General features: G+C 58.8%; 16 protein-coding genes. 13 read left to right on the top strand and 3 right to left on the bottom strand.

Features of this window, described 5'->3' with window-relative positions; all coding sequences use genetic code 11:
* Position 1: 1 nt before the first annotated feature.
* Positions 2–802 (bottom strand): hypothetical protein, encoded by an 801-nt coding sequence (locus tag L1A08_RS05045; protein WP_238754918.1) that lies wholly within the window; start codon positions 800–802, stop codon positions 2–4.
* A 252-nt stretch (positions 803–1054) separates the two neighbouring features.
* Positions 1055–2167, bottom strand: coding sequence for a hypothetical protein (locus L1A08_RS05040; protein ID WP_238754916.1), 1113 nt, complete (start codon positions 2165–2167; stop codon positions 1055–1057).
* Positions 2168–2429: 262 nt separating this feature from the next.
* Here L1A08_RS05040 and L1A08_RS05035 point away from each other — a divergent pair, with 262 nt between their 5' ends.
* Together L1A08_RS05035 and L1A08_RS05030 are read left to right on the top strand one after the other, a co-directional pair.
* A complete protein-coding gene (locus L1A08_RS05035) occupies positions 2430–5474 on the top strand; it encodes a hypothetical protein (RefSeq protein WP_238754914.1) in 3045 nt (1014 codons plus the stop codon).
* Between the two features lie 471 nt (positions 5475–5945).
* Complete coding sequence (locus L1A08_RS05030) at positions 5946–6461, top strand: carboxypeptidase-like regulatory domain-containing protein (protein WP_238754912.1); 516 nt, start codon at positions 5946–5948, stop codon at positions 6459–6461.
* 191 nt (positions 6462–6652) lie between these two features.
* On the opposite strand, the gene L1A08_RS05025 is transcribed toward L1A08_RS05030, so the two are convergent.
* Positions 6653–7060 (bottom strand): transposase, encoded by a 408-nt coding sequence (locus L1A08_RS05025; RefSeq protein WP_238754910.1) that lies wholly within the window; start codon positions 7058–7060, stop codon positions 6653–6655.
* Positions 7061–7280: 220 nt separating this feature from the next.
* On the opposite strand from L1A08_RS05025, the gene L1A08_RS05020 reads away from it, so the two are divergent.
* From L1A08_RS05020 to L1A08_RS04970, 11 genes are all read left to right on the top strand, one after another.
* Positions 7281–8741 carry a sulfatase-like hydrolase/transferase gene (locus L1A08_RS05020; RefSeq protein WP_238754908.1) on the top strand — a complete coding sequence of 487 codons (1461 nt, stop codon included), beginning with the start codon at positions 7281–7283 and terminating at the stop codon, positions 8739–8741.
* Positions 8742–8845: 104 nt separating this feature from the next.
* Positions 8846–9469, top strand: a complete 624-nt coding sequence (locus tag L1A08_RS05015; RefSeq protein WP_238754906.1) for a sulfotransferase family 2 domain-containing protein — start codon at positions 8846–8848, stop codon at positions 9467–9469.
* A gap of 115 nt (positions 9470–9584) precedes the next feature.
* On the top strand, positions 9585–10505 hold the full coding sequence (locus tag L1A08_RS05010; RefSeq protein WP_238754904.1) for an inositol monophosphatase family protein: 921 nt from the start codon (positions 9585–9587) through the stop codon (positions 10503–10505).
* Positions 10506–10679: 174 nt separating this feature from the next.
* Positions 10680–11831: a low molecular weight protein arginine phosphatase gene (locus L1A08_RS05005; RefSeq protein WP_238754902.1), complete on the top strand. Its 1152-nt coding sequence runs from the start codon at positions 10680–10682 to the stop codon at positions 11829–11831.
* Positions 11832–11956: 125 nt separating this feature from the next.
* The gene (gene rpiB, locus L1A08_RS05000; RefSeq protein ID WP_238754899.1) at positions 11957–12397 is read left to right on the top strand and encodes a ribose 5-phosphate isomerase B; all 441 of its coding nucleotides are present in this window, start codon (positions 11957–11959) and stop codon (positions 12395–12397) included.
* Positions 12398–12587: 190 nt separating this feature from the next.
* Complete coding sequence (gene gcvH, locus L1A08_RS04995; protein WP_238754890.1) at positions 12588–12974, top strand: glycine cleavage system protein GcvH; 387 nt, start codon at positions 12588–12590, stop codon at positions 12972–12974.
* 245 nt (positions 12975–13219) lie between these two features.
* Positions 13220–14566, top strand: coding sequence for an aminomethyl-transferring glycine dehydrogenase subunit GcvPA (gene gcvPA, locus L1A08_RS04990; protein WP_238754887.1), 1347 nt, complete (start codon positions 13220–13222; stop codon positions 14564–14566).
* A 41-nt stretch (positions 14567–14607) separates the two neighbouring features.
* Positions 14608–16131 (top strand): aminomethyl-transferring glycine dehydrogenase subunit GcvPB, encoded by a 1524-nt coding sequence (gcvPB, locus tag L1A08_RS04985; RefSeq protein WP_238754881.1) that lies wholly within the window; start codon positions 14608–14610, stop codon positions 16129–16131.
* 16 nt (positions 16132–16147) lie between these two features.
* Positions 16148–16822 (top strand): lipoate--protein ligase family protein, encoded by a 675-nt coding sequence (locus tag L1A08_RS04980; RefSeq protein WP_238754879.1) that lies wholly within the window; start codon positions 16148–16150, stop codon positions 16820–16822.
* A gap of 370 nt (positions 16823–17192) precedes the next feature.
* Positions 17193–18320 (top strand): LptF/LptG family permease, encoded by a 1128-nt coding sequence (locus L1A08_RS04975; protein ID WP_238754877.1) that lies wholly within the window; start codon positions 17193–17195, stop codon positions 18318–18320.
* Positions 18321–18359: 39 nt separating this feature from the next.
* On the top strand, positions 18360–19997 hold the full coding sequence (locus L1A08_RS04970) for an ArnT family glycosyltransferase (RefSeq protein WP_238754875.1): 1638 nt from the start codon (positions 18360–18362) through the stop codon (positions 19995–19997).
* Positions 19998–20004: the final 7 nt, after the last annotated feature.

The raw sequence follows: 20004 nt of genomic DNA, 5'->3' as shown, positions 1-20004 counted from the left end.
ATCAGCGGAGTCCCAGGCAGTGACGGCAACCCGCTGGAACCACGAAATCAGGGCAGACCGGCACGCGAACTTCGGGGAATTGAACCTCGGAGGCCGCCCGCGGAGTGCGACCGATTCCGGCCTGCATCAGAGGAGCTTCCAGCTGGCCGGTTTCAATCGGCAGGCCAGTCAGCCCCATGCGGCGGTCGAGCCAGCAATGGTTGGCCTCCACGTCGAGAATCAGGCCATTTTCAAGGAAAACTTCAGCAATATGTTCACTGGCTGAATAGCCGACTCGTACAAGCGGATAACGGGTCCGTCCATCGTAAGGATCGACCCCCGAAATCGCGTGAATGCAGTTGCTGATTTCAGTGAGATAGACCGGATCGATCGCCTGATACGACAGCAGATCTTTGTTCATGATGCCAATGCGATGAACCGCACGCTGATACGTGTCGCACGAGATCTGATACGGCCCCCACTTCTTCACGTCGGCCCCGTTTTCCCACGCCCAGCAGAGCGTCTGTTTCAGCGAGTAGTTGTCTCCCTCTTCCGGCACCATCTTCCAGGGCTTGATGTCCATCGTCGCCGGGAGCCAACTGATCGTGTGCACTTCCAGATCGTAGTTGCTCCAGTCATCGCCGCACCCGGTCGCGCGGACGAACGTGGCGAACGAATGGACGTACTTTCCTTTCGGAGGCTGACACTGCGACCCGAACACGGTCATGAAGTGGTACGTCTCGGCCTGAACGACGGAAACTGGAGCTGCCAGAATCAAGGTCAGGAGGGCAAGAAGCAGCGAACGCGAGCGGCGTAGAGACATTGTCGTTTTCCTGCCACCCCCAGGAACTTCCATCGGGCGGGCTTCTAGCATTGAGACCGGGAACAGGACGAAAAAACTTCACGTGGCCTGTCCTCTGATTCATCGACGCTCCCTGCTCCACTCGCGTAGACAAACCCGAAAGTTCCGCCCAGGGCGGTTGAACAGAAGAAATCGGTTTTGCCGAATGCGCGTAAAAAAAAGGACGCCCCGGCCAATTGCCGGAACGTCCTTTGACTTCTCGACTTACTGAGTTTAGTACACTCCGACGGTCGTCGATTTGGCGAAGATGTGATAGGGCCGCACGCCGCTCACGCCGTCCCACGGATACTTCTCGTGAGGCAGCTCGCGTTCACCTTCATCCCGCTCCAGGAAGCCCGGAATGAACAATTCCTGCGTGAGCGTGTACAGCTTCACGCGACCGGTTTCATCGTAGCCGACAACCTGTTCGTGATTGTCGAAGTCGACGACTTCAACCACGGCTCGGGGTTGTGGCGCATAATAAGTAATCTTGAAGTTGTCTTCCGGAACGAACGGCTTGCCGCAGGCGAGGCCCATCAGTGTATTCCCGTAGGTCGGCGTGATGTACACATCAGGACCGAGCAATTCCTCGCGGGCAAAGCGGTACCACTGCTGCGTGAACTCGGTCCCGCCGCAGAAGATGCCCTTGATACCGGCTTCGGCAATACTGCTGCCCTCGTCCATCAGTCGCAGAGCGAGCGCTTCGAGCAGCTTCGGCGTGGTGAACATGCACTGAATCTCGTGACCAGCCGAGAGGATCGTCATGGCCTGATCGATTACGTGGGCGCTGTAATCCTTGGCTTCGTCGATTTTTCCCTTCTTGAGCACCTTAACGACCCAGCGGGGATCGAGGTCGACACAGAAACAGATCCCGCCGCGGTACTGGCAGAGATGTTCGACTGCGAGCCGGAGCCGCCGCGGCCCCGAGGGCCCGAGCATCATCCAGTTGGCGCCCTTGGGGAAACTCTCATCGGGCAGCGTGTGGCTGAACTGCTCGTAGTCGATGCGGAAGTCGTCGACGACGCAGCGGCTCTTCGGAATCCCGGTCGTGCCGCCGGTCTCGAAGACGTAAGTCGGCTTGTCGTACCATTTCTGTGGCAGGAAGCGACGCACCGGGCCGCCACGAAGCCAGTCGTCTTCGAAGAGCGGGAACTTCTTCAGGTCGTCAAAACAGTTCACATCCTTGAGCGGATCGAAGTCATAAGTCTTGGCCTTCTCCAGCCAGAACGGAGCTCCCTGCTCGGGATGGAAGTGAAGTTGAACGATCTCGACAACCTGCTTGTCGAGTGCTTCACGGGCCTGCTTGGCCCGATCTGCAAGTTCCGGGGCGAGGGTTGCGTCAGTCACGTAGAGTTCCCGTCATGCATCAAGTGATTCGGAAGGACCTTACCAAGGCAAAGATGTCCCTGATTCTATGCATTTTCAGACCTATTTCCAAATCCACCGGACGAATCCGCCGCCCGGGCGAAATGTGTCCAGAGCGTTGGCTGCAAAGCAGTTCCGCTCAGCACGTCTTGCCCTGTAACCGGGAAATCGTCTAGAACTCCGACGGAAAGCGTCCGGGAGGGGCCCGGGACACGTACGACAACGACGCTTCGCGAGGGGTGGCATGGACGCCAAAACGAGTCCTCTACAATCCAAATCCGTCCGTTTCCGGGCGATTTCCCGCATCAGCTGCAGAAGCAGAAGCTTCTTCGCGGCTCTTCTGATTGCGGTCACCGCTGTCTTCTGGTGCCATCTGCTAATCACCACGTGGGGCTTCGGCTCGATCGTGGGGCTTGGCGGAGCAGTCGGCCTGCTGATCGCCACCGCACTGCCGGGCATCGATCGGACTTGGAGCCGATCCGTTGCCGCCGGCACACTGACACTCCTGACTGCTCTCAGTCCCACATGGTGGCCCGCCTGGCATTCGGCGAGTATGACGCTGGTTTCCGCGACTTCCGGAACCGTCGCAGTCGGCCTTCTTCATGCCCTGCTGCTGGCCGTGCTCTGTTACGCGGCTCGCTGTAGCCTCATCCCGGCTCGAAAGTCCGGCGCTGGAACATCGACTCTACTTGGGTTGACGGCAGGTCTGGCATTGGGAGGCATTGCTCTCCCGGTCGCTCTGCCGACCTACTGGACCGCTGCCATTGCCAGCTGCCTGCTGCTGACGATGCACCTGGCGACATCCAACCGCTCCGCCCTGTTCGCCACGAGAGCGAAGAAACGCCCGCAGTCTGTCCGTTCTGAGTCACTCTGGGTGACTGCGTCTCTGGCCATCATCCTCGGCCTGTTGATTCCGACCGCGTTCCGATATCTGGCTCAGCTGCAGCCGGAGTCGACGTTCCTGTTCTACTGCTCAATTACGGCTCTGCTGTTCGGGGCGTTTGTTTCGGCTCGATTTTTCCGAAACGCTTCGCTCATTCGGCTCGCTGCCGTCATCGTGGTGCTCTATGCCGCGTTCCCATTGTGGATTCGCGCCTACCTCGTCATTTCAGCGACCATCTCAATTGTTCCGCTGGCGATGCTGACACGAGCCCTCGCGATTCACATTCTGCTGATGCCCGTTGGAATTCTCGCCGGTCGTGTGCTGATTTCCTGTACGTCGTCCGGATGTTCGCCCCTGTCCCGTCTGCTGCCGACGGCTGCGTTTCTCGTTGCCTTCGCCATTGCACCGAAGGTGTTGACCGTCACCGGCCTTCCGGTTCTGATGCTCGCCTGTTGTGGTGGCCTGGTACTCCTCGCAACTCGGCTTGAGCCAGTGTCATTCAACTGGAGTGGTTTACGGGAACGTCGGGGCGTATTCAAGCGTGTCGGTTTTGGAGCGGCCGGTGCTGCAGCGGCGGCAATGCCATGGCTCTATGACCCGGCCCTGTCAGCTCGGACTCTGTTCTCCACGAACTCGTTCATCGCCTGGCACAACGGGACCGGACTGGATGAACTGGCCGGACTGGACGACAGCCGGCTGATGAAGATTGAAGAAACTCCGGACGGCACGCTCTCCTACTGGAAGCATCAGGGCACGCACGTCCAGATTCGGATGAACGGCATCCCTCAGGGACGAATCAGCCTCAACGATGAAGTCGTTCCGCAGCCCACGGGCACGCTGCTGAGTGCCGTGCTTCCGCTCTCGTTTCATCCGGCTCCGCGCGATGTGCTGCTGCTCGGCCTCGAAGGCGGACTGGCTCTGGAAACGGCACTCGAGTTCCCGGTCATCAACGTGCAGTGTTGCGATGCGAACTCCCGACTCTGGTCGGAAATGAAAGAGGGCCTCCTGGCTCCAGCCATGGACGTCGCCACCGCTGACGACCGCGTTCGGTTCTCCACCACAGCCGGGTACCATGGTGACCGAAAATACGATGTCATCATCGAGTCGCCTCATCACTCAGCCAGCTATCGGGCGGCTCACGAGTTCAACGAGATTCACTATCAGGAGATGTCGCAGCTGTTGAGCGAGAACGGCATCTACTGCCAGCGGTTCGTCTTCACCGATTACGGTCCCGGTGTTCTCGCGAGCCTCGCGAAAACATTGCAGCGATCCTTTGGCTACATGACGGCCTTCGATACCGCCCCCGGAGAACTCCTCTTCGTGGCGGCTCGCAACAAGGAGAACGTCCTGGCGGAAGGATTGATTGATCGCATTTCTGCTCCGCAGGTCCAGCGCAGCCTGGCTCGAGTCGGCTGGGACTGGTCGATTGCCATGAACCTCGCCCGTTTTGAACTCGAAGACCTCGACGACGCCCGCGACTTCGGACCAGCCTCAGTCTTCCGAGGCACCGAAGCGTTTGGACGCTATGCCGAGATGATGCGGTGGGCCGACAAGTGGAACGAAGTCCGCAACCTGCTGGCCGCCAAACCGCGTCGCTTAATGAACCACTACGCCGGCGACAAAGCTGTGGACGACATTCTGCGTCGACTCTCCGATGTCGCCGCCCGCGAACAAGTCCTTGAAAATCATCCCGACGAGTTCTGGGTCTACCGCAAGTCGGTCAAAAAGCGGCTTCAGGACAACCCGCGTTCGATCATCGAGCCGGTCAAGGGCGAAGGACTGCAGCAGAAAATGCATCCGGAAGACCGACGACGCATTGCCTACTTCGAGAGCCTGGGCAAAGCGACTCAGGAAACCCCGTGCACGTTGTCTTCACTGACCGCGGTCGAAGATTTCGAGGCTCCGTACGATCCACTGATCAGTCATTTCATGCATGCGGAAATTGCCAAACTCTACCAGCGCTGCGAACCGGCTCAACCCGACCGGGAACTGCGTCACTGGCTGCATGCCGTCCACTTCGGTGGACGAAAGGAACGATCTGTCCGAGGCATCCATCGCTCGCTGGAATTGCTCAATGGCGACGTCAACCTGCCCGACGAAGAACGATACGATCAGATGAACGCCCTGCTCGAAGTCCTGAAGGTTCGCTGGCAGATGCGACGCGGTAAGACCGATATCTCGCAGCCTGTGCTGCTGATCGACCTCCAGGACTCGATTGAAGCCTGTCAACAGTCGTTGACGACCATGGGAGATCTCGCATCGAGAACTTCGATTGACGAAACCGAGTTCGAATCGCGCAAGAAACACATCGAACGCACTCTGACCCGCTATCTCCGCAGTTATCGCACGGAGATGCTGGCCAAGTCGTCGCGTCCGGTGCTGCCGCCGCGAGCCGCAGCGAAGTAAGACACGGGAAGTGGGATCCGGCCGTCGCACGGCCGGATCGCCAGACCCCGCGAAGCTGTACCCGTTGCGTGACAGGTCAACAGCAGTTGACTGCAAAAGCATCGCTCAGCGAAGGCACTGCAACCTGAAATCAGACGGTTATCGACCGCGAAATCTCTTCTCATGATGTAACTTGTTCAAATCCACCGGGGTTGTAAAAGATCGCTTGACGCATCACGCCGAATTCTCAAAGATCCGCCCGCGTTGCTCAGACGGGCAACACCAAAGCGGGAACCCCATCTCGAGTACGATTACTTTTCCGTAGCGTGTGAAATACTTCACGACGAAGTCTTTTGCTCCAACGTTCCACAGTACTGGACCGTGTCCAGCCTCCCGCAATACAGATTCACCGGTCGGCAGGAGGCTGACCCTGAACTCCCCTCTCGCATCCCATCACACAAAACGGAACCTACCCAGGAAAGGGACTTAACGATGAAATCACTTTTGACCGGACTGGCCTGCTGCAGTCTGATCCTCGCCCCGATGTTCGCCCAGGCGGAGACTGCTCGCACAACTACCGCGACCAAGCCCGCGATCAACGACGTTGCTCTGTCCGAAGCGGGAACCCTTCAGGGTCGCGCTGTCGATGGACAGGGGAAGCCTCTCGACGGAGCCAAGGTTTCCGTTCGCCAGAACAGCGAAGTCGTTGCCACAGCCGTGACCGACGCCGAAGGCAAGTTCGCCGTCGCCGGTCTCGGAACAGGCATTTACGAACTGCAGGCCGGACAGGGTCAGGGACTCGTCCGTGCCTGGGATACGCACATCGCTCCGCCGGCCGCCAAGAACAACGTTCTGATCGTCAGCGGTGCCACCGCCCGGACTCAGTCGGGTCTGTTCTGCGATCCGCTCGACACCATCACCCTCGGCCTCGCCATCACCGGTACTGCACTGGGTGCAGCCGCTCTGGCCGACGACGGCGGTGAAACTCGTATCATCGTCAGCCCGTAATCACTGCGACTGACAACGCGTCCAACGCAAAAAGAGCACTCGTCTGAATCAGACGAGTGCTCTTTTTCTTTATTGCCCACATCGCCGGACATCCCCCCGGGTGCCATCCCCACGCTCGCGTGGGCATGCTTGTCTTTGAGCTTAGAGCATTTTCATAATTGCCTGCAGTATAACCGCAGTGTCGGAGATAGTTACAGCATTTCGTTCCGCTGTACTGATCCATGACCTCGGGGAGGCGGATAAACCAGGCTGGCATCCGCGGACTCGATCGCTTCTCTGACTCCCGATCGCTTATGGCTGGAGAGATTATCCAAGACCACGATGTCTCCCGGCCGGAGTTCTCGCAGCAGGTGCTGCTGCACGTAGCCAGGAAAGATCTCCCCGTTCATGGCGCCGTCGACTACCAAAGGGGCAATGAAGCCACGTGTGGTCAGACCCGCCAGAAACGTCGTTGTTTTCCAGTGCCCGAACGGGACTTCACTGATCACTCGAGTGGACTTCGGTCCCCAGCCGTAGCGGCGGATCATCTTTGTGTCCAGGCCGGTCTCATCGAGAAAAACAAAGCGATCTCGACTGTGGCCCCAAAAGAAGAACGACAAGCCGCCGCGTCCTCCGAGAATCCGACCGGCCAAACCACAGGAAATCCGCCCGGCCCAACAACTTGGCTTCCACGTCCTCAGGATTTAGTGAACGGCGTTGCATGGCATCCTGCCAATACTGTTCGGCACGGGGGAGATTGGCTTTCAGTCTGGAAGCGAAGTCGTAATGCTAACGGGAGCCTGCTCGTTCTTAATTTCGACACGAAAACAGGATCCCGCCATGATTCGCTCCTTTGCTTGTTCGCTCCTTTTGATCTGCACGCTGTTGACGGCTCTCGATGTTCGAGCCGAGGCGAAACGGGAGCGACCGAATGTCCTGCTGATTGTTTCGGACGATCAGGGGTACAACGATCTCGGGGTGCTCAACGAGGACCTCATCACGCCGGCGCTCGATCGGCTGGCACGGGAAGGGACGCGGCTGACGAACTTCTATGTCGCCTGGCCGGCCTGCACGCCATCGCGGGCCAGTCTGTTGACGGGGCGTTATCCGCAGCGGAACGGCATCTACGATATGATCCGCAACGAGGCACCGGACTACGGTCACAGGTACAAGCCGTCGGAGTACGAAGTGACGTTCGAACGCATCGGCGGGATGGACGAACGGGAGATCATGATTCCCGATCTGCTCGGCGACGAAGGGTATCGATCGGCCATCTTCGGGAAATGGGACCTCGGTTCGCTGAAACGCTATTTGCCGACCGCACGCGGGTTCGATGAGTTCTATGGCTTCGTGAATACCGGCATCGATTATTTCACGCACGAGCGGTACGGCGTGCCAAGCATGTATCGGAATACCGAGCCGACGCAGGAAGATCGTGGGACCTACTGCACCGATCTGTTTGGTCGCGAAGCGTTGCGGTTCGTTGATGAAACCGCCGGGCAGCAGCGGTTCTTTCTCTACCTGCCGTTCAATGCACCGCACAACTCATCGGCTCTGGAGCCGGAGATCCGCACGACCGTCCAGGCTCCCGAGGAATACAAGAAGATGTATCCGCCCGTGGAGCCGGAATATCGTGACGTCGCCGCGTATCGCTATGGAGGCGCGGCCCGTGTTGTGACGAAGGAAGCCCGTCAGCGCGATTACCGGGCGGCTGTTACGTGCATGGATGCCGCGATTGGCAAGGTGCTCGATGAGCTTGAACAGCGCGGCGAACTCGACAACACGATTGTGATTTTCTTCTCCGATAACGGCGGCAGTGGCGGAGCCGATAATTCGCCGCTTCGCGGACACAAGGCACAGATGTGGGAAGGGGGGATTCGTGTTCCCTGTCTGATCCGCTGGCCTGCGGGAGGCATCCCGGCTGGCGAAGTGAATGACGCCTTCCTGACATCGCTCGAACTGCTGCCCAGTCTCTGCATTGCGACCGGGACGGAAATCCCGGCTGACCTGGTCCTGGATGGCTTCAACTGGTGGCCCACGCTCAAAGGCGAAGTCGACTCGCCGAGGCAGGAGATGTTCTGGAAACGGCGAGACCTGCAGGCGGCTCGTGTCGGCCAGTACAAATGGGTCGATGAAAAAGGAAAGGCGGGCGGGCTGTTCGATCTGTCGAAGGACATCGGCGAATCGAACGATCTGAGCGAGTCTCATCCTGAAATTCTGAAAATGGTCACCGGGCGGTATGAGCGCTGGCTGGAGAATATGGAGAAGGCGGAGCCAAGGGGGCCATTCCGGGATTTTTAAAGCCGGGCTCAGCGAAATGCGTCTTTGTCGTTTTCCGGCAAGGAGTTACACTGCATCTGTTGTTGTGTCGAAATGGACTTCCTGAACAAGCAGGAGAACCAGGGATGGTCATCTCTCCGAAATGGCAATACGCGTTTGTCAGCACGGTCAAAGGGGGCACGAACTCACTGTATGAGGTGCTCACTTCCAGCTACGACGGTCACCGCTACGGCGACTTCCATTGCTGCGATGTCAGCGAGATTCCCTCGGACTGGCTGCTCTTCACGACATGCAGAAACCCTTACACCAGAGCGGTTTCGATCTGGTGGAGCACCTGTATGCGGGGCAAGGACCGGTATCAGTTCCGTCAGATGTGCGAGAACCCCGATTCGTTCGAAGCGTTCGCCCGGTGGGCCGCCTCCGTCCAGCCGCATCTGGGAGACATGTCGTCCTCACAACAGCAACTCCTGATGACGCAGTCGGCCCGACATGGCGACATCAACTTCAGCACGATTCTGCGAATGGAGCATCTGGAACGCGATTTCGCTCAGCTCCCCTTTGTCATGGGGCGGGGCGGGAAATTGCCGCAGCTGAATCCGACTGTCGGTCAGCGGGACGGTGCTCATACCTATCTGACGGAGGAAGCGGCACTTGCTGTCCAGAAATGGATGGGCGTTGACTTTGATCGCTACGGTTATTCTCGAGAAATTGCGAAGATTGAAACGCTTGAAGCGAGCCCCCAGCGCTGATTTCTCGGCCTGAGAATTGGGCTGACTGTACGATGAATACAGTCTCGTTTACACTGCCGGCCATTCTCTCGCCCTGAAAAACAGGGCTCCGTCCCCGGCCCCAGTGAAGATTGCCATGCGTAAAGAAATCATCGCCGCCCTGTCGAAACACATGCCGGACGTGATGCGCTGGTCCGGCAGCCTGGCTCGGGAACTCCGCAAGCATAACATTGCGATCACGGCTAAGACGTCCGGCAGCGCGTTGACCGATGCCCTGACGCTGGCTGATCTTACGATTCAGGACCTGCTCATCAATGCCATGCGGGATCGGGCTCCGGAACTGCTCAAATGCCGGATTGAAGCCGAGGAATCGACCGGCGATCTGACCCGGTTTGCCTCCGAAGGCGAATACATCATCGCTCTGGATCCGATCGACGGCACCAAGCAGTTCCGGGACAAAAGCGGCGATGGCTACGCGGTGATGCTGCATCTGCGAACCGTTGATGAGGTCATCTATTCGCTGGTCTATCTGCCGGCGTTCGGCGAACATGGCGGCTGGGTCGAAGTTCATCCCGATCGAATCGTCACCGGAGCAGACGATCCAGCTCGCCCGGCCCGGGATGTCCTCGATTCCCTCACCCCGATTGACGCGAAGACTCGCCCGCATTCAAAGAAGATCTATCTGATCGGCTTCCAGCAGCGGGATGTGGAACGGTCCGAAGATGTGACGCGGGCCGGGCTGGAAGGCGTGGCTCCGGATGATATGCCCGGCAGCATTTACCCGTTGCTGGCGACGGGCGAATTCGGCGGTTCGCTCATTCACACGCCCAATGTGTATGATTACCCGGTCTCGTGGCAGATCGCCCGACAACTGGGAGGCGACTCGGTCTGGGTTCACGATGGTCAGACCGTGAATTTCTCGGAAATGTGGATGGATGAACGGGCCGATATGCTGCGGTTGCCCGGTATTGTGGCGACCTCGGCGGACCAGTCGACGCTCGAGATTCTCTGTGATCTGGCTCGAGAGTGGAGTCGCGAACGGTACGAAAACCGCTAAGAGCGGGCGATTCTGGACGAATTTCGGATGGCGATCCGGTCTTCACGCAAAACTCCGAACAGATTGTTTTCGCCGTCCGGGACGAAGACTGATATCATGTCGGCAACTGCAGACGGCCGGTGACGCAGCGCCTGCGTCAAACGAGCGTTAAATTGGCTTCGGGAAACGAGTTTTGTGATTTTGCGAACCTGTCACGATCTGGACGATAGCGTCGATGCTGGACAGGAAGCGGTTGCGCGGCTCGCGGCTGGCGAGATCGTCGGGGTAGCGACTGATTACGGCTACGCGGCGGCCTGTCGCAGTGCCCGAAAGCTGCACAGTTGCCTCGAAGGGGGGGAGAATTCGGCCGAGATCGTCCTCGCGTTGCGGCATCCCGAAGAGATTCACGATTACCTGCCTGAGTTGCCCAAGCCGGCGTGGCGGCTCCTGTCCCGTTCGGCAGCCGGTTCTCTCGTGCTGCGATTTCCTTCGACGAACAAGACTTTGCTGTTCGACCGACCCGAGGATCTTTCCCTGCTGGAGTCGGAAACGCGGCGGGTCGCCTGGTCCCAGGTGTCGACCAGCCGATCGGTTCTGGCCAGCTCGGGATCTCTGTCCAAGTTTATCCATCCTTACACGGCCTGGCCGCTCTACCTGCTCTGGCCTAGGGAAATCACTGGAAACACGGCGTTTCGCTGCTGTCAAACAGCGTCCAGCCTTGTAGACTGCCTTCCAAACTGTTTGAATTACGTGATCGAGACCGGCATCGTGCAGGCCGATGGTCCGCCCGCTATCGTGGAGTTTTCCGACGAGGGAGTCAGAATTATTCCGTCCAGCGAAATGAATGAATCAACGATTCTGGAGAAAGGTCGCGCCGGCGTGCTTTTCGTTTGTACTGGCAACACCTGCCGCAGTCCGATGGCGGAAGTCCTGTGTCGCAAAATGCTTGCGGAACGATTGAACTGCTCACCGTCCGAGGTCTCACGATACGGAATTGAAGTCGCATCCGCCGGGATCGCGGCGGATTACGGGTTGCCGGCCAGTGCCGAGGCGGTTGAATTACTCGCAGCCGAAGGCGTCGATCTGACGGCTCATCAGAGCCAGCCTTTGACACAATCGCTGTTGGAACGCTCCGATCATGTGTATACTTTGACCAGACATCATCGTGATATCATCGTCACGCATCGTCCCGAACTCCAGGATCGGGTCTCGGTCCTCGGCCGCGACGGCCGCGACATCCCGGATCCAATCGGTGGAGATCTGGCGATTTATCGAGAGTGCAAAGACGTTATTGAGGCGAATTTGAAGCCCATCGTCGATGACCTGATTGCTCACCTGGATAAGTGAGCCGAGTCCGCTGCTTTCAGTGCTGCAGCTGGTGAAATGTCCCGAAATCCGGGATGACTGGAAGCCTCCCGATCTTTCGATCCTTCCGATCGAGGATCGCCCGAACATTGTGAGACAGAATCCGAATGAAAGTAGCCGTCGCAAGCGATCACCGGGGATTTGACCTGAAATCGCGTATTCTTGATCGACTCACCAACCTGGGACACGAATCCGTGGATATGGGCCCGGAATCTGGTGAGAGTGTCGACTATCCCGACTTCGCCATCAAAGTTTCCAAGGCTGTTGCAGCCGGGGAAGTGGATCGTGGTATTCTGATTTGCGGCACCGGCATGGGCATGTGCATTGCCGCCAACAAATTCTCCGGCGTCCGGGCCACGGCCTGTCACGATGAAGTGACTGCGGAAATGAGCCGTCGTCACAACGATGCCAATGTGCTCTGCCTGTCTGCGGAACTGCTCGGCGAACAGCTGGTCGATCGCATGACCGACATCTGGATGACGACCGAATTCGAAGGGGGCCGCCACGCCCGCCGTCTCGGTAAAATCGCCGACTTCGAACAGAAGTAGGGATCCGCGAAGCCCCGGCGACCGCGAATGCCGCTTTTTTGAGCCGGCAGGGTGGCAGAGTCTTTCCCGTCTGTGCAGAATTGACGCTGTTCAACGCGGAAGCTCGCCCGTCCCCGGTTCCAATTGCCCGGATCTGCAGGCGCCGCTTCACACAGTATTCTCTCCTTATTGGCAGACAGGGGTGTTCGGGATGGATCTTTCTTCCCTCCGGTATTCGCAGACGCATGAATGGGTGCACTGGGACGGCAACGTCGCCACGATCGGGATTACCGACTTCGCCGTCTCTCAGCTGACCGATCTGGTCTATGTCGATCTGCCGAAGGTCGGAAGCGAGATCAAAGCGGGCGAAACCTGCGGCGAGATTGAGAGTGTGAAAGCGGTCGGCGAGCTGAATTCGCCCCTCGATGGCACTGTGGCCGAAGTCAACGAGTCGCTCGAGAACGAACTGGAAAAACTGTCGGACAGCCCGTTTGAGGCTGGCTGGATTTTCCGGCTGACTCCGAGTGATCCGTCTCAGATCGATGCTCTCCTCGATCGAGCCGCCTACGAAAAGCTCTGCGACGAAGAAGGGCACTGATTCCCGCTTCGGTCAAATTGTCACAGCTTCAATTTCTCGGGCCGCAGCGACTGTAGCTCGAGGCGGAGTTGTCTATAATGCGGCAGCGCCGGTCGAGAACTCCTTCGCTTTATCCGTGAAGTGATCCCAGGTTTATCCCGCTCATGAAACCGGCTGCCGCCAATGGAAGCTGTCTCGTGGCCCGTTGAGCCTTCCTCCCGGCCTAAACCTTCTTCGATCACCCCACGCACCCAGGATCGAACAGCGTGTCCTATCTATTTGCAACCCCGGAAGAACAACAGCAGATGCTGGCCGCGATCGGGGTCGAAAACCTCGACGATCTTTTCGAGCAGCTGCCCGAAGACGTGCGGCTCAATCGCGAACTTGATCTGCCGCCGGCGCTGTCGGAAATCGAACTCGACCGGATGCTCCGGAAAATCAGTTCCGATTTCGCCACGCACGGAGACCGCGTCTGCTTCCAGGGGGGCGGAGCCTACGATCATTTCATCCCGGCGACGGTCGATGAGATCTGCTCCCGCGGCGAGTTCTACACCGCCTACACGCCTTATCAGCCAGAAGCCAGTCAGGGGACGCTGCAGGCATTCTTCGAATTCCAGTCGCTGATCACCGCCCTCACCGGCATGGACGTCGCCAATGCCAGCCTGTACGAAGGGGCGAGTGCTCTGGCTGAAGCGATCATCATGGCGATCCGCTCGACCAATCGAGGCAGCCGGGTCGTCATCTCTGGAACGGTGCATCCCGAATACATCGAAACTGTTCGCACGTACCTGATGCGAAACGAATGCGAGATCGTCATTGCCGACGCTGTCGATGGTGTCACCGACTGGCAGCAGGCCGGCTCGCTGATCAACGATCAGACCGCAGCCGTCGTCGTGCAGCATCCGAACTTCTTCGGCTGCTTTGAAGATGTGCAGTCCGTCGTTGATCAGGCTCACGCAGCCGGGGCTCTGGCGATCGAAGTCTTCGATCCGGTCAGTCTCGGCGTGATGAAGCGGCCCGGCGACTACGGCATCGACATTGCCGTGGCGGAAGGGCAGTCGCTCGGTATTCCGCTACAGTTCGGCGGGCCTTACCTCGGCATCATGGCCTGTCGTGAGAAGTTCGTCCGCAAGATGCCGGGACGTCTGATCGGACAGACTGTGGATCGCGATGGACGCCGTGCGTTCGTGCTCAATTTCCAGACGCGTGAACAGCACATCCGCCGCGACAAGGCGACCAGTAACATCTGCACCAACCAGGGGCTGATGGCTCTGCGGGCGTCGGTCTACATTTCTCAGCTCGGCCCGAAAGGCTTTGTCGAGCTGGGCGATCAGTGTCACCAGAAAGCAGCCGCCCTGGCCGATCGATTGACGGAAGCTGGCGTGGGACAACTGGCGTATGCCCAGCCGTTCTTCAAAGAGTTCGTTTTCCAGTTCAACCGTCCGGTGGACGAGGTGATCGCCGCTGCTCAGAACGCCGGCTTCAACCTCGGACCTGTTCTGGATCGATTCGAGTTCCCGAATGGTGTTCCGGAAAACTCACTGCTGATCGCTGTCACCGAGAAGCGGACCTTCGACGAAATCGACCGCCTCGTTGCCGCCCTCAGCCGGTAATTCATTTCCTTTTGTGACTCTTTCACGATTTGGCCGCAGCCATGGAAAATCAAATCGCCCTTCAGCTTCTGCAGGATCTCTCCGTTCCCGGACGCCGCGCGACCGCGTTCCCGCCGGAAGAACTGGCCGAAGCCGGCACGAGTTCGCAGATCCCCGATGAACATCGCGCGGATCACACGTTGAGTCTGCCCGAGTTGTCCGAAGGGGATATCGTTCGGCACTATGTGAGTCTGTCTCAGCGGAACATGTCGGTCGATACGCACTTCTATCCGCTCGGCAGCTGTACGATGAAGTACAACCCGAAGCGGCACGAACGCTGGGCGGGGATGAACGGCTTCATCAACGCTCATCCCTATGCCGAAACCAATGATATTCAGGGGCTCCTGGCTGTTCTGTACGAGATGCAGGAAATGCTGGGAGAGATCGCCGGACTGCCTTCGGTGTCGCTGCATCCAGCCGCCGGGGCTCAGGGCGAGTTCGCCGCGATTTTGACGGCTTCGGCTTACTTCGCCAGCAAAGGCGAGGACCGGAAAACCGTTGTCTTCCCGGCGAGTGCTCACGGCACGAATCCCGCCAGTGCGGCTATGGCCGGTTACAAGTGCGTCCAGCTGAAACCTTCTTCGACCGGGCTCGTCAATCTCGACGATCTGAAGCAGCACCTGTCGGAAGAAGTGGCCGTGTTCATGATCACGAATCCGAACACGATCGGACTGTTCGAGAAGGACATTCAGAAGATCAGCGAGATGCTGCACGATGTCGGCGGACTCGTCTACATCGATGGCGCGAACATGAACGCCATTCTCGGCAAGACGCGTCCCGGCGACTTCGGCGGCGACATGATGCACTACAACGTGCACAAGACCTTCACTGGCCCTCACGGAGCCGGCGGGCCGGGTGCAGGGCCGATTGCGGTCCGTGATTTCCTCGGCGACTACCTGCCGGGGCCAATCGTGACCCGTGAAACCGATGCTCAGGGCAAGACGGTCTACAAGCTGTCGAAGCCACCCAAGTCGGTCGGTCAGCTGCGGTCGTTTATTGGCAACATCGGCATTCTGCTGCGGGGGTACTTCTACATTCGCACGCTCGGCGGCGTCGGACTTCGGGAAGTTTCTGAACACGCCGTGCTCAACGCCAACTATCTACTGTCGCAGCTCAAGGATGTCCTCGACGTCCCCAACGGAGATCGCTGTATGCACGAGTTCGTCGCGTCCGCTGCTCCGCTGAAGAAGCAGGGCGTGACGGCGATGGACATCGCGAAGCGGCTGCTCGATTACGGCTTCCACGCCCCGACGGTCTACTTCCCACTGGTCATTCCGGAAGCGATGATGATGGAGCCGACGGAAACCGAATCGAAGCTCACCCTCGATCGGTTTGCCGATACTATCAAGGCGATTCTGGCCGAAGATCCGGAGACGTTGCGGAGCGCTCCGCTAACGACGCCAGTCAGTCGTCCAGATGAAGTCAAGGCGGCCCGCGAGCCGGTGCTGAGCTACTGCCCCTGTCCGACAGCCTTCGAAGTTGAGGCTCCCAAGGGCGTGAAAGAAACGGTCCCGTCGTATATTTAGGGCGTTGAGGACAGGGATGCAGACAGACTTTTCCACAGCCGTCGGCTCCCTGTTTCTCGAGTTCTTCCCGCGCTCCGGCGAAGAGAATATGGCCATCGACGAGCAACTGCTCGCGCGGGCCATCGACGATGAACAGATCTCCTTCCGCTTCTACCGCTGGGCCGAAGCGACCCTCAGTCTCGGTCATTTTCAGGCGAAGCAGCGTGCGCCGCTCGCGGAACGATTTGCCGATTTACCCGCAGTCACACGACTCTCCGGCGGTGGAGCGATTCTCCACGACCGCGAATTGACCTATAGCCTCGCCCTCCCCGCTGCTCATCCGCTGGCAAAGAATCCAACGTCACTCTACGCGATCGTCCATACCGCGTTCATCGCAGCACTGGCCGAACAGGGAATTCCGGTCCAGATGCGGGGGGAAGAGCTGGCCGCTCAGAATGGCGAGTTCCTCTGCTTCCTCCGCGGCGACCGGCATGATGTCCTAAGCAATGGACAGAAGGTCCTGGGGAGTGCCCAGCGTCGTCGAAAGGGTGCGGTGCTTCAGCACGGCAGTCTGATTCTGGAAGCCTCACCGCTGGCTCCGGAAGTCCCGGGGCTGAGCGACCTGTCAGGCCGGGAAGTCCAGGTCGATAGTCTCGTCTTTGGAGTGATGAGCCGGCTGGGAGATCTGGCGGCATCCTGGGAAAATGCCTGAGTTTTACGGGGACCAGCAGGGGCGGGCCGGCCCTCTCGTAGCGGCGGCATCCTGCCGCCGTTTGTGCGTGTTCGACAGCGAACAGGTTCCAGGCTACTGGCGGAGAATCGGTCGAAGCGATTCAACGTGGTCTGAGGTTCCCGCGTCCTTTCGGCGGCAAGATGCCGCAGCTACGAATGAGTTATCAAGTCTCGCTATTCTCTTCATTTTCTTGTCCGGCTCTCGGGAAATCTGGTCTCGCGTCCATTGGCGGGGGTGTGCTAGGATCCGGCTCTTCTCGACAGGGCGATTCTGCGCACCTGCCGAACCGCGAAGGATTTGCGGAATCTGACCGATCAGCCGTTGCGACAAGGATGTTGCCAGCGCGACCATGCTCACCACGTTTGAACGTCAACTTTTTCGACAGTTCCTGTTCGTCAACGCCGTCTATCTGTGCGTGATTCTGGGGCTGTTCACGGTGATCGACCTGTTCGACAACGTGGACGACTTCGTCAATCACAGCGATGGAAAGCCGTTGTCGATCGTGCTGAATATTGCCGCTTACTACGGCAAGATGGGCTTGTTCATTTTTGACGCCGCCTCGGTTCCCATGATCGCCATGTCGGGACTGACGACCCTTCTGCTGTGCAAGCGTCGCGGCCAGGTCAAACCGTTTCTCTCGGCCGGAATTCCGACGTATCGCGTTCTTGCTCCCGCCTTATTGATGGGGGCCTGCGTGATGGTCGGTATGAAGATGGTCAACCGGGAAGTCTTCCTGGGAGACGCCGTGCATCATCTGCATTCAAGCCGTGGCGGAGGCGGAGCCGAAACGCTGCACCTCGTCGCCCCGCGATACGACCATGCGTCCCAGATTCTGATCGACGGCTGGGCGGTTTACCCGCATACACAGCGGATTGAGAAAGCGGCGTTCGTGTTGCCGCCCGAGATTGCCGGCCAGGACATGATCTGCCTGAAAGCCGATGAAGCTGAGTTTTATCCACGGCAGGGGAATCGACCTTCCGGGTGGCTGTTGCGAAACGCGAATCCATCAATGACCGAGATCCCGCTGACCGAACAGGGGAAATCGTATCTGCTGCGTTCCAAGCAGCCGGAGAATATCTTCGTCGTCAGCGATGTGACGCCGGACCTCATTTATAAAGCCAAGGAGTCGAGCGGCTTTCTGAGCACTGCTCAACTTGTCGAGCGGATTAACAGTCCCGCCATCGACAACAACACCGCTCGAGACCTCGAGTTTAATTTCCATGCCCGAGTGATCGAACCGTTTCTCACCGGGCTGATGATCTGGATTGCGATCCCGGTCATTCTCCAGAAGGAAAGCCGGGGAATGATCGTCAATGCGGGAGAGTGCGGCTTCTGGCTGTTCGCCATCATCGGCAGCACCTATGCAGTGCGGTTTCTGCCCGCCCTGCAGGTGGCTGAACCGGTTCAGGCGGCCTGGATTCCACTCCTGTTGACGACGCCGTTGACCGTCTGGATGCTCGATCGTGTCGAGACCTGAACGAATTCATAAGAAATCAAATAGCTGAGAACTGATTCAATGCCTGCCATTACCGAAACCCAACCGTCTCCATCAGGACAGGGGCAATCGCTGGTCGAACGACTCAAAGCGTCCCTGGCACAGAGGCCACTCTCGTGGCTGATCGGGACGCTGCTGCTCGTGCGGCTCGGCTTTATTCTGTCTTCGCCGGTCGATTTGATCGCCGATGAATCCTATTACTGGGACTGGTCGCGGCGGCTCGACTTCGGCTATTACAGCAAGCCTCCGATGATCGCCTGGATCAACTGGCTTTCGACGACGCTCCTCGGCCCGAGCGAATTTGCGGTCCGTCTCCCGGCTGCGCTGCTGGGCACGTTCGGGCTGCTCTGGGTGTATCATCTGGGAGCCCGGCTCTTCTCGTATCGTGTGGGCGTGCTGTCGGTCCTGCTGCTGGCGCTCACGCCCGGGCAAACGGCTCTCAGCTTTCTGATGACGATCGATGCTCCATTTCTGTTCTGCTGGGCCGGAGCGTTGTACGGTTTCTGGATGATGACGTCGGTCAAGACGCCTCCACTCAAGTGGTGTGCAATCACGGCTCTGTTGCTCGGTCTGGGAATCCTTTCGAAGCAGACGATGCTTGGCTTCTTCCCGCTTGCCGGTCTGTTTCTGCTGGCAACGCCCGAACGCCGGGCGATGTGGTTTTCGGGCCGCATCTGGTCGACGGCTGCGGCGGGGCTGGCGTTCCTGGCCCCCGTCCTCATCTGGAACATGCGGAACGACTGGATCACACTTGAGCATACCGCGTCGCACTTCTCCGAGAACTCCGTCACATGGATGACCCAGTTTGCCCGGTTCGCGGAGTTTATTCTGGGGCAGGTGGGCGTCGCCTCGCCGATGCTGTGGTTCGTGATCGTCGTGACCATGTACGCCGCCTTCCGAAAGTTCAAAACGCTGACGCCTGGCGAACGCTACCTCGTCTGCTTCTCCGGCGTGCCGATGTTAGGGATTCTTGCCCTGAGCGCGACCCGTCGACTGGAGCCGAACTGGCCAGCGGCCTGTTATCCGGCCGCGGTCATCCTCGTCTCGGCTGTGCTGCTGGGGCGATCGACGTTGAACAACCTGTTCAAGTCCCGCGAGAAAACGCTGAGTCGCTGCTGGCAGACCGGGCTCGTTTGTACCGCCATTACTTATGCCGCGGTGACTGTCGTTCCCTTGTCTCCGCTGGCGGGAAGTCCGCTCGACATCACCTGCCGATTGCGGGGATGGGAGACGCTGGCTCAGCAGTTCGATGACGTCGTTAAGAACGATGCGAAGTCGACCGGCGTGGAAAATCCGTTGATCATCTCTACGGCTGGCCGGGATATCACCAGCGGCCTCGCTTTCTATCTTCCTTCGCAGCCGTTGATTCCCCTCTGGTCGCAGGATGACGCCGGGGTGCAGTGTCAGTACGACCTGTGGCCCAAGCCGGATACGGACCAGGCGGGAGCAGCCTACGTGATTACCGACGTGAACCCGAAGCTCCCCGCTTCGTTGAATCAGTCGTTTGCCGAATGGGAGTCGCTTGGCACGATTTCGACCGAGCTCGGAAGCGGGCGACTGCGAGAGTATGAGATTTTCCGCACCCGGAGCGCCTCCGCTGCGGAAGCTGACGCGATTGAACGCACTGCCAGGAACCCCGCCTCACGCACCATCAGATAAGACCGAC

This window comes from Rubinisphaera margarita, from assembly GCF_022267515.1.
Classification (GTDB): Bacteria; Planctomycetota; Planctomycetia; order Planctomycetales; family Planctomycetaceae; genus Rubinisphaera; species Rubinisphaera margarita.
This window is presented reverse-complemented; position numbering and strand designations above follow the sequence as displayed.

Excerpts from the sequence above, each read along its gene's own strand:
- L1A08_RS05045 (WP_238754918.1), bottom strand. The coding sequence starts at position 802 with ATGTCTCTACGCCGCTCGCGTTCGCTGCTTCTTGCCCTCCTGACCTTG.
- L1A08_RS05035 (WP_238754914.1), top strand. The coding sequence starts at position 2,430 with ATGGACGCCAAAACGAGTCCTCTACAATCCAAATCCGTCCGTTTCCGG.
- L1A08_RS05030 (WP_238754912.1), top strand. The coding sequence starts at position 5,946 with ATGAAATCACTTTTGACCGGACTGGCCTGCTGCAGTCTGATCCTCGCC.
- L1A08_RS05020 (WP_238754908.1), top strand. The coding sequence starts at position 7,281 with ATGATTCGCTCCTTTGCTTGTTCGCTCCTTTTGATCTGCACGCTGTTG.
- L1A08_RS05015 (WP_238754906.1), top strand. The coding sequence starts at position 8,846 with ATGGTCATCTCTCCGAAATGGCAATACGCGTTTGTCAGCACGGTCAAA.
- L1A08_RS05010 (WP_238754904.1), top strand. The coding sequence starts at position 9,585 with ATGCGTAAAGAAATCATCGCCGCCCTGTCGAAACACATGCCGGACGTG.
- rpiB (WP_238754899.1), top strand. The coding sequence starts at position 11,957 with ATGAAAGTAGCCGTCGCAAGCGATCACCGGGGATTTGACCTGAAATCG.
- gcvH (WP_238754890.1), top strand. The coding sequence starts at position 12,588 with ATGGATCTTTCTTCCCTCCGGTATTCGCAGACGCATGAATGGGTGCAC.
- gcvPB (WP_238754881.1), top strand. The coding sequence starts at position 14,608 with ATGGAAAATCAAATCGCCCTTCAGCTTCTGCAGGATCTCTCCGTTCCC.
- L1A08_RS04980 (WP_238754879.1), top strand. The coding sequence starts at position 16,148 with ATGCAGACAGACTTTTCCACAGCCGTCGGCTCCCTGTTTCTCGAGTTC.
- L1A08_RS04975 (WP_238754877.1), top strand. The coding sequence starts at position 17,193 with ATGCTCACCACGTTTGAACGTCAACTTTTTCGACAGTTCCTGTTCGTC.
- L1A08_RS04970 (WP_238754875.1), top strand. The coding sequence starts at position 18,360 with ATGCCTGCCATTACCGAAACCCAACCGTCTCCATCAGGACAGGGGCAA.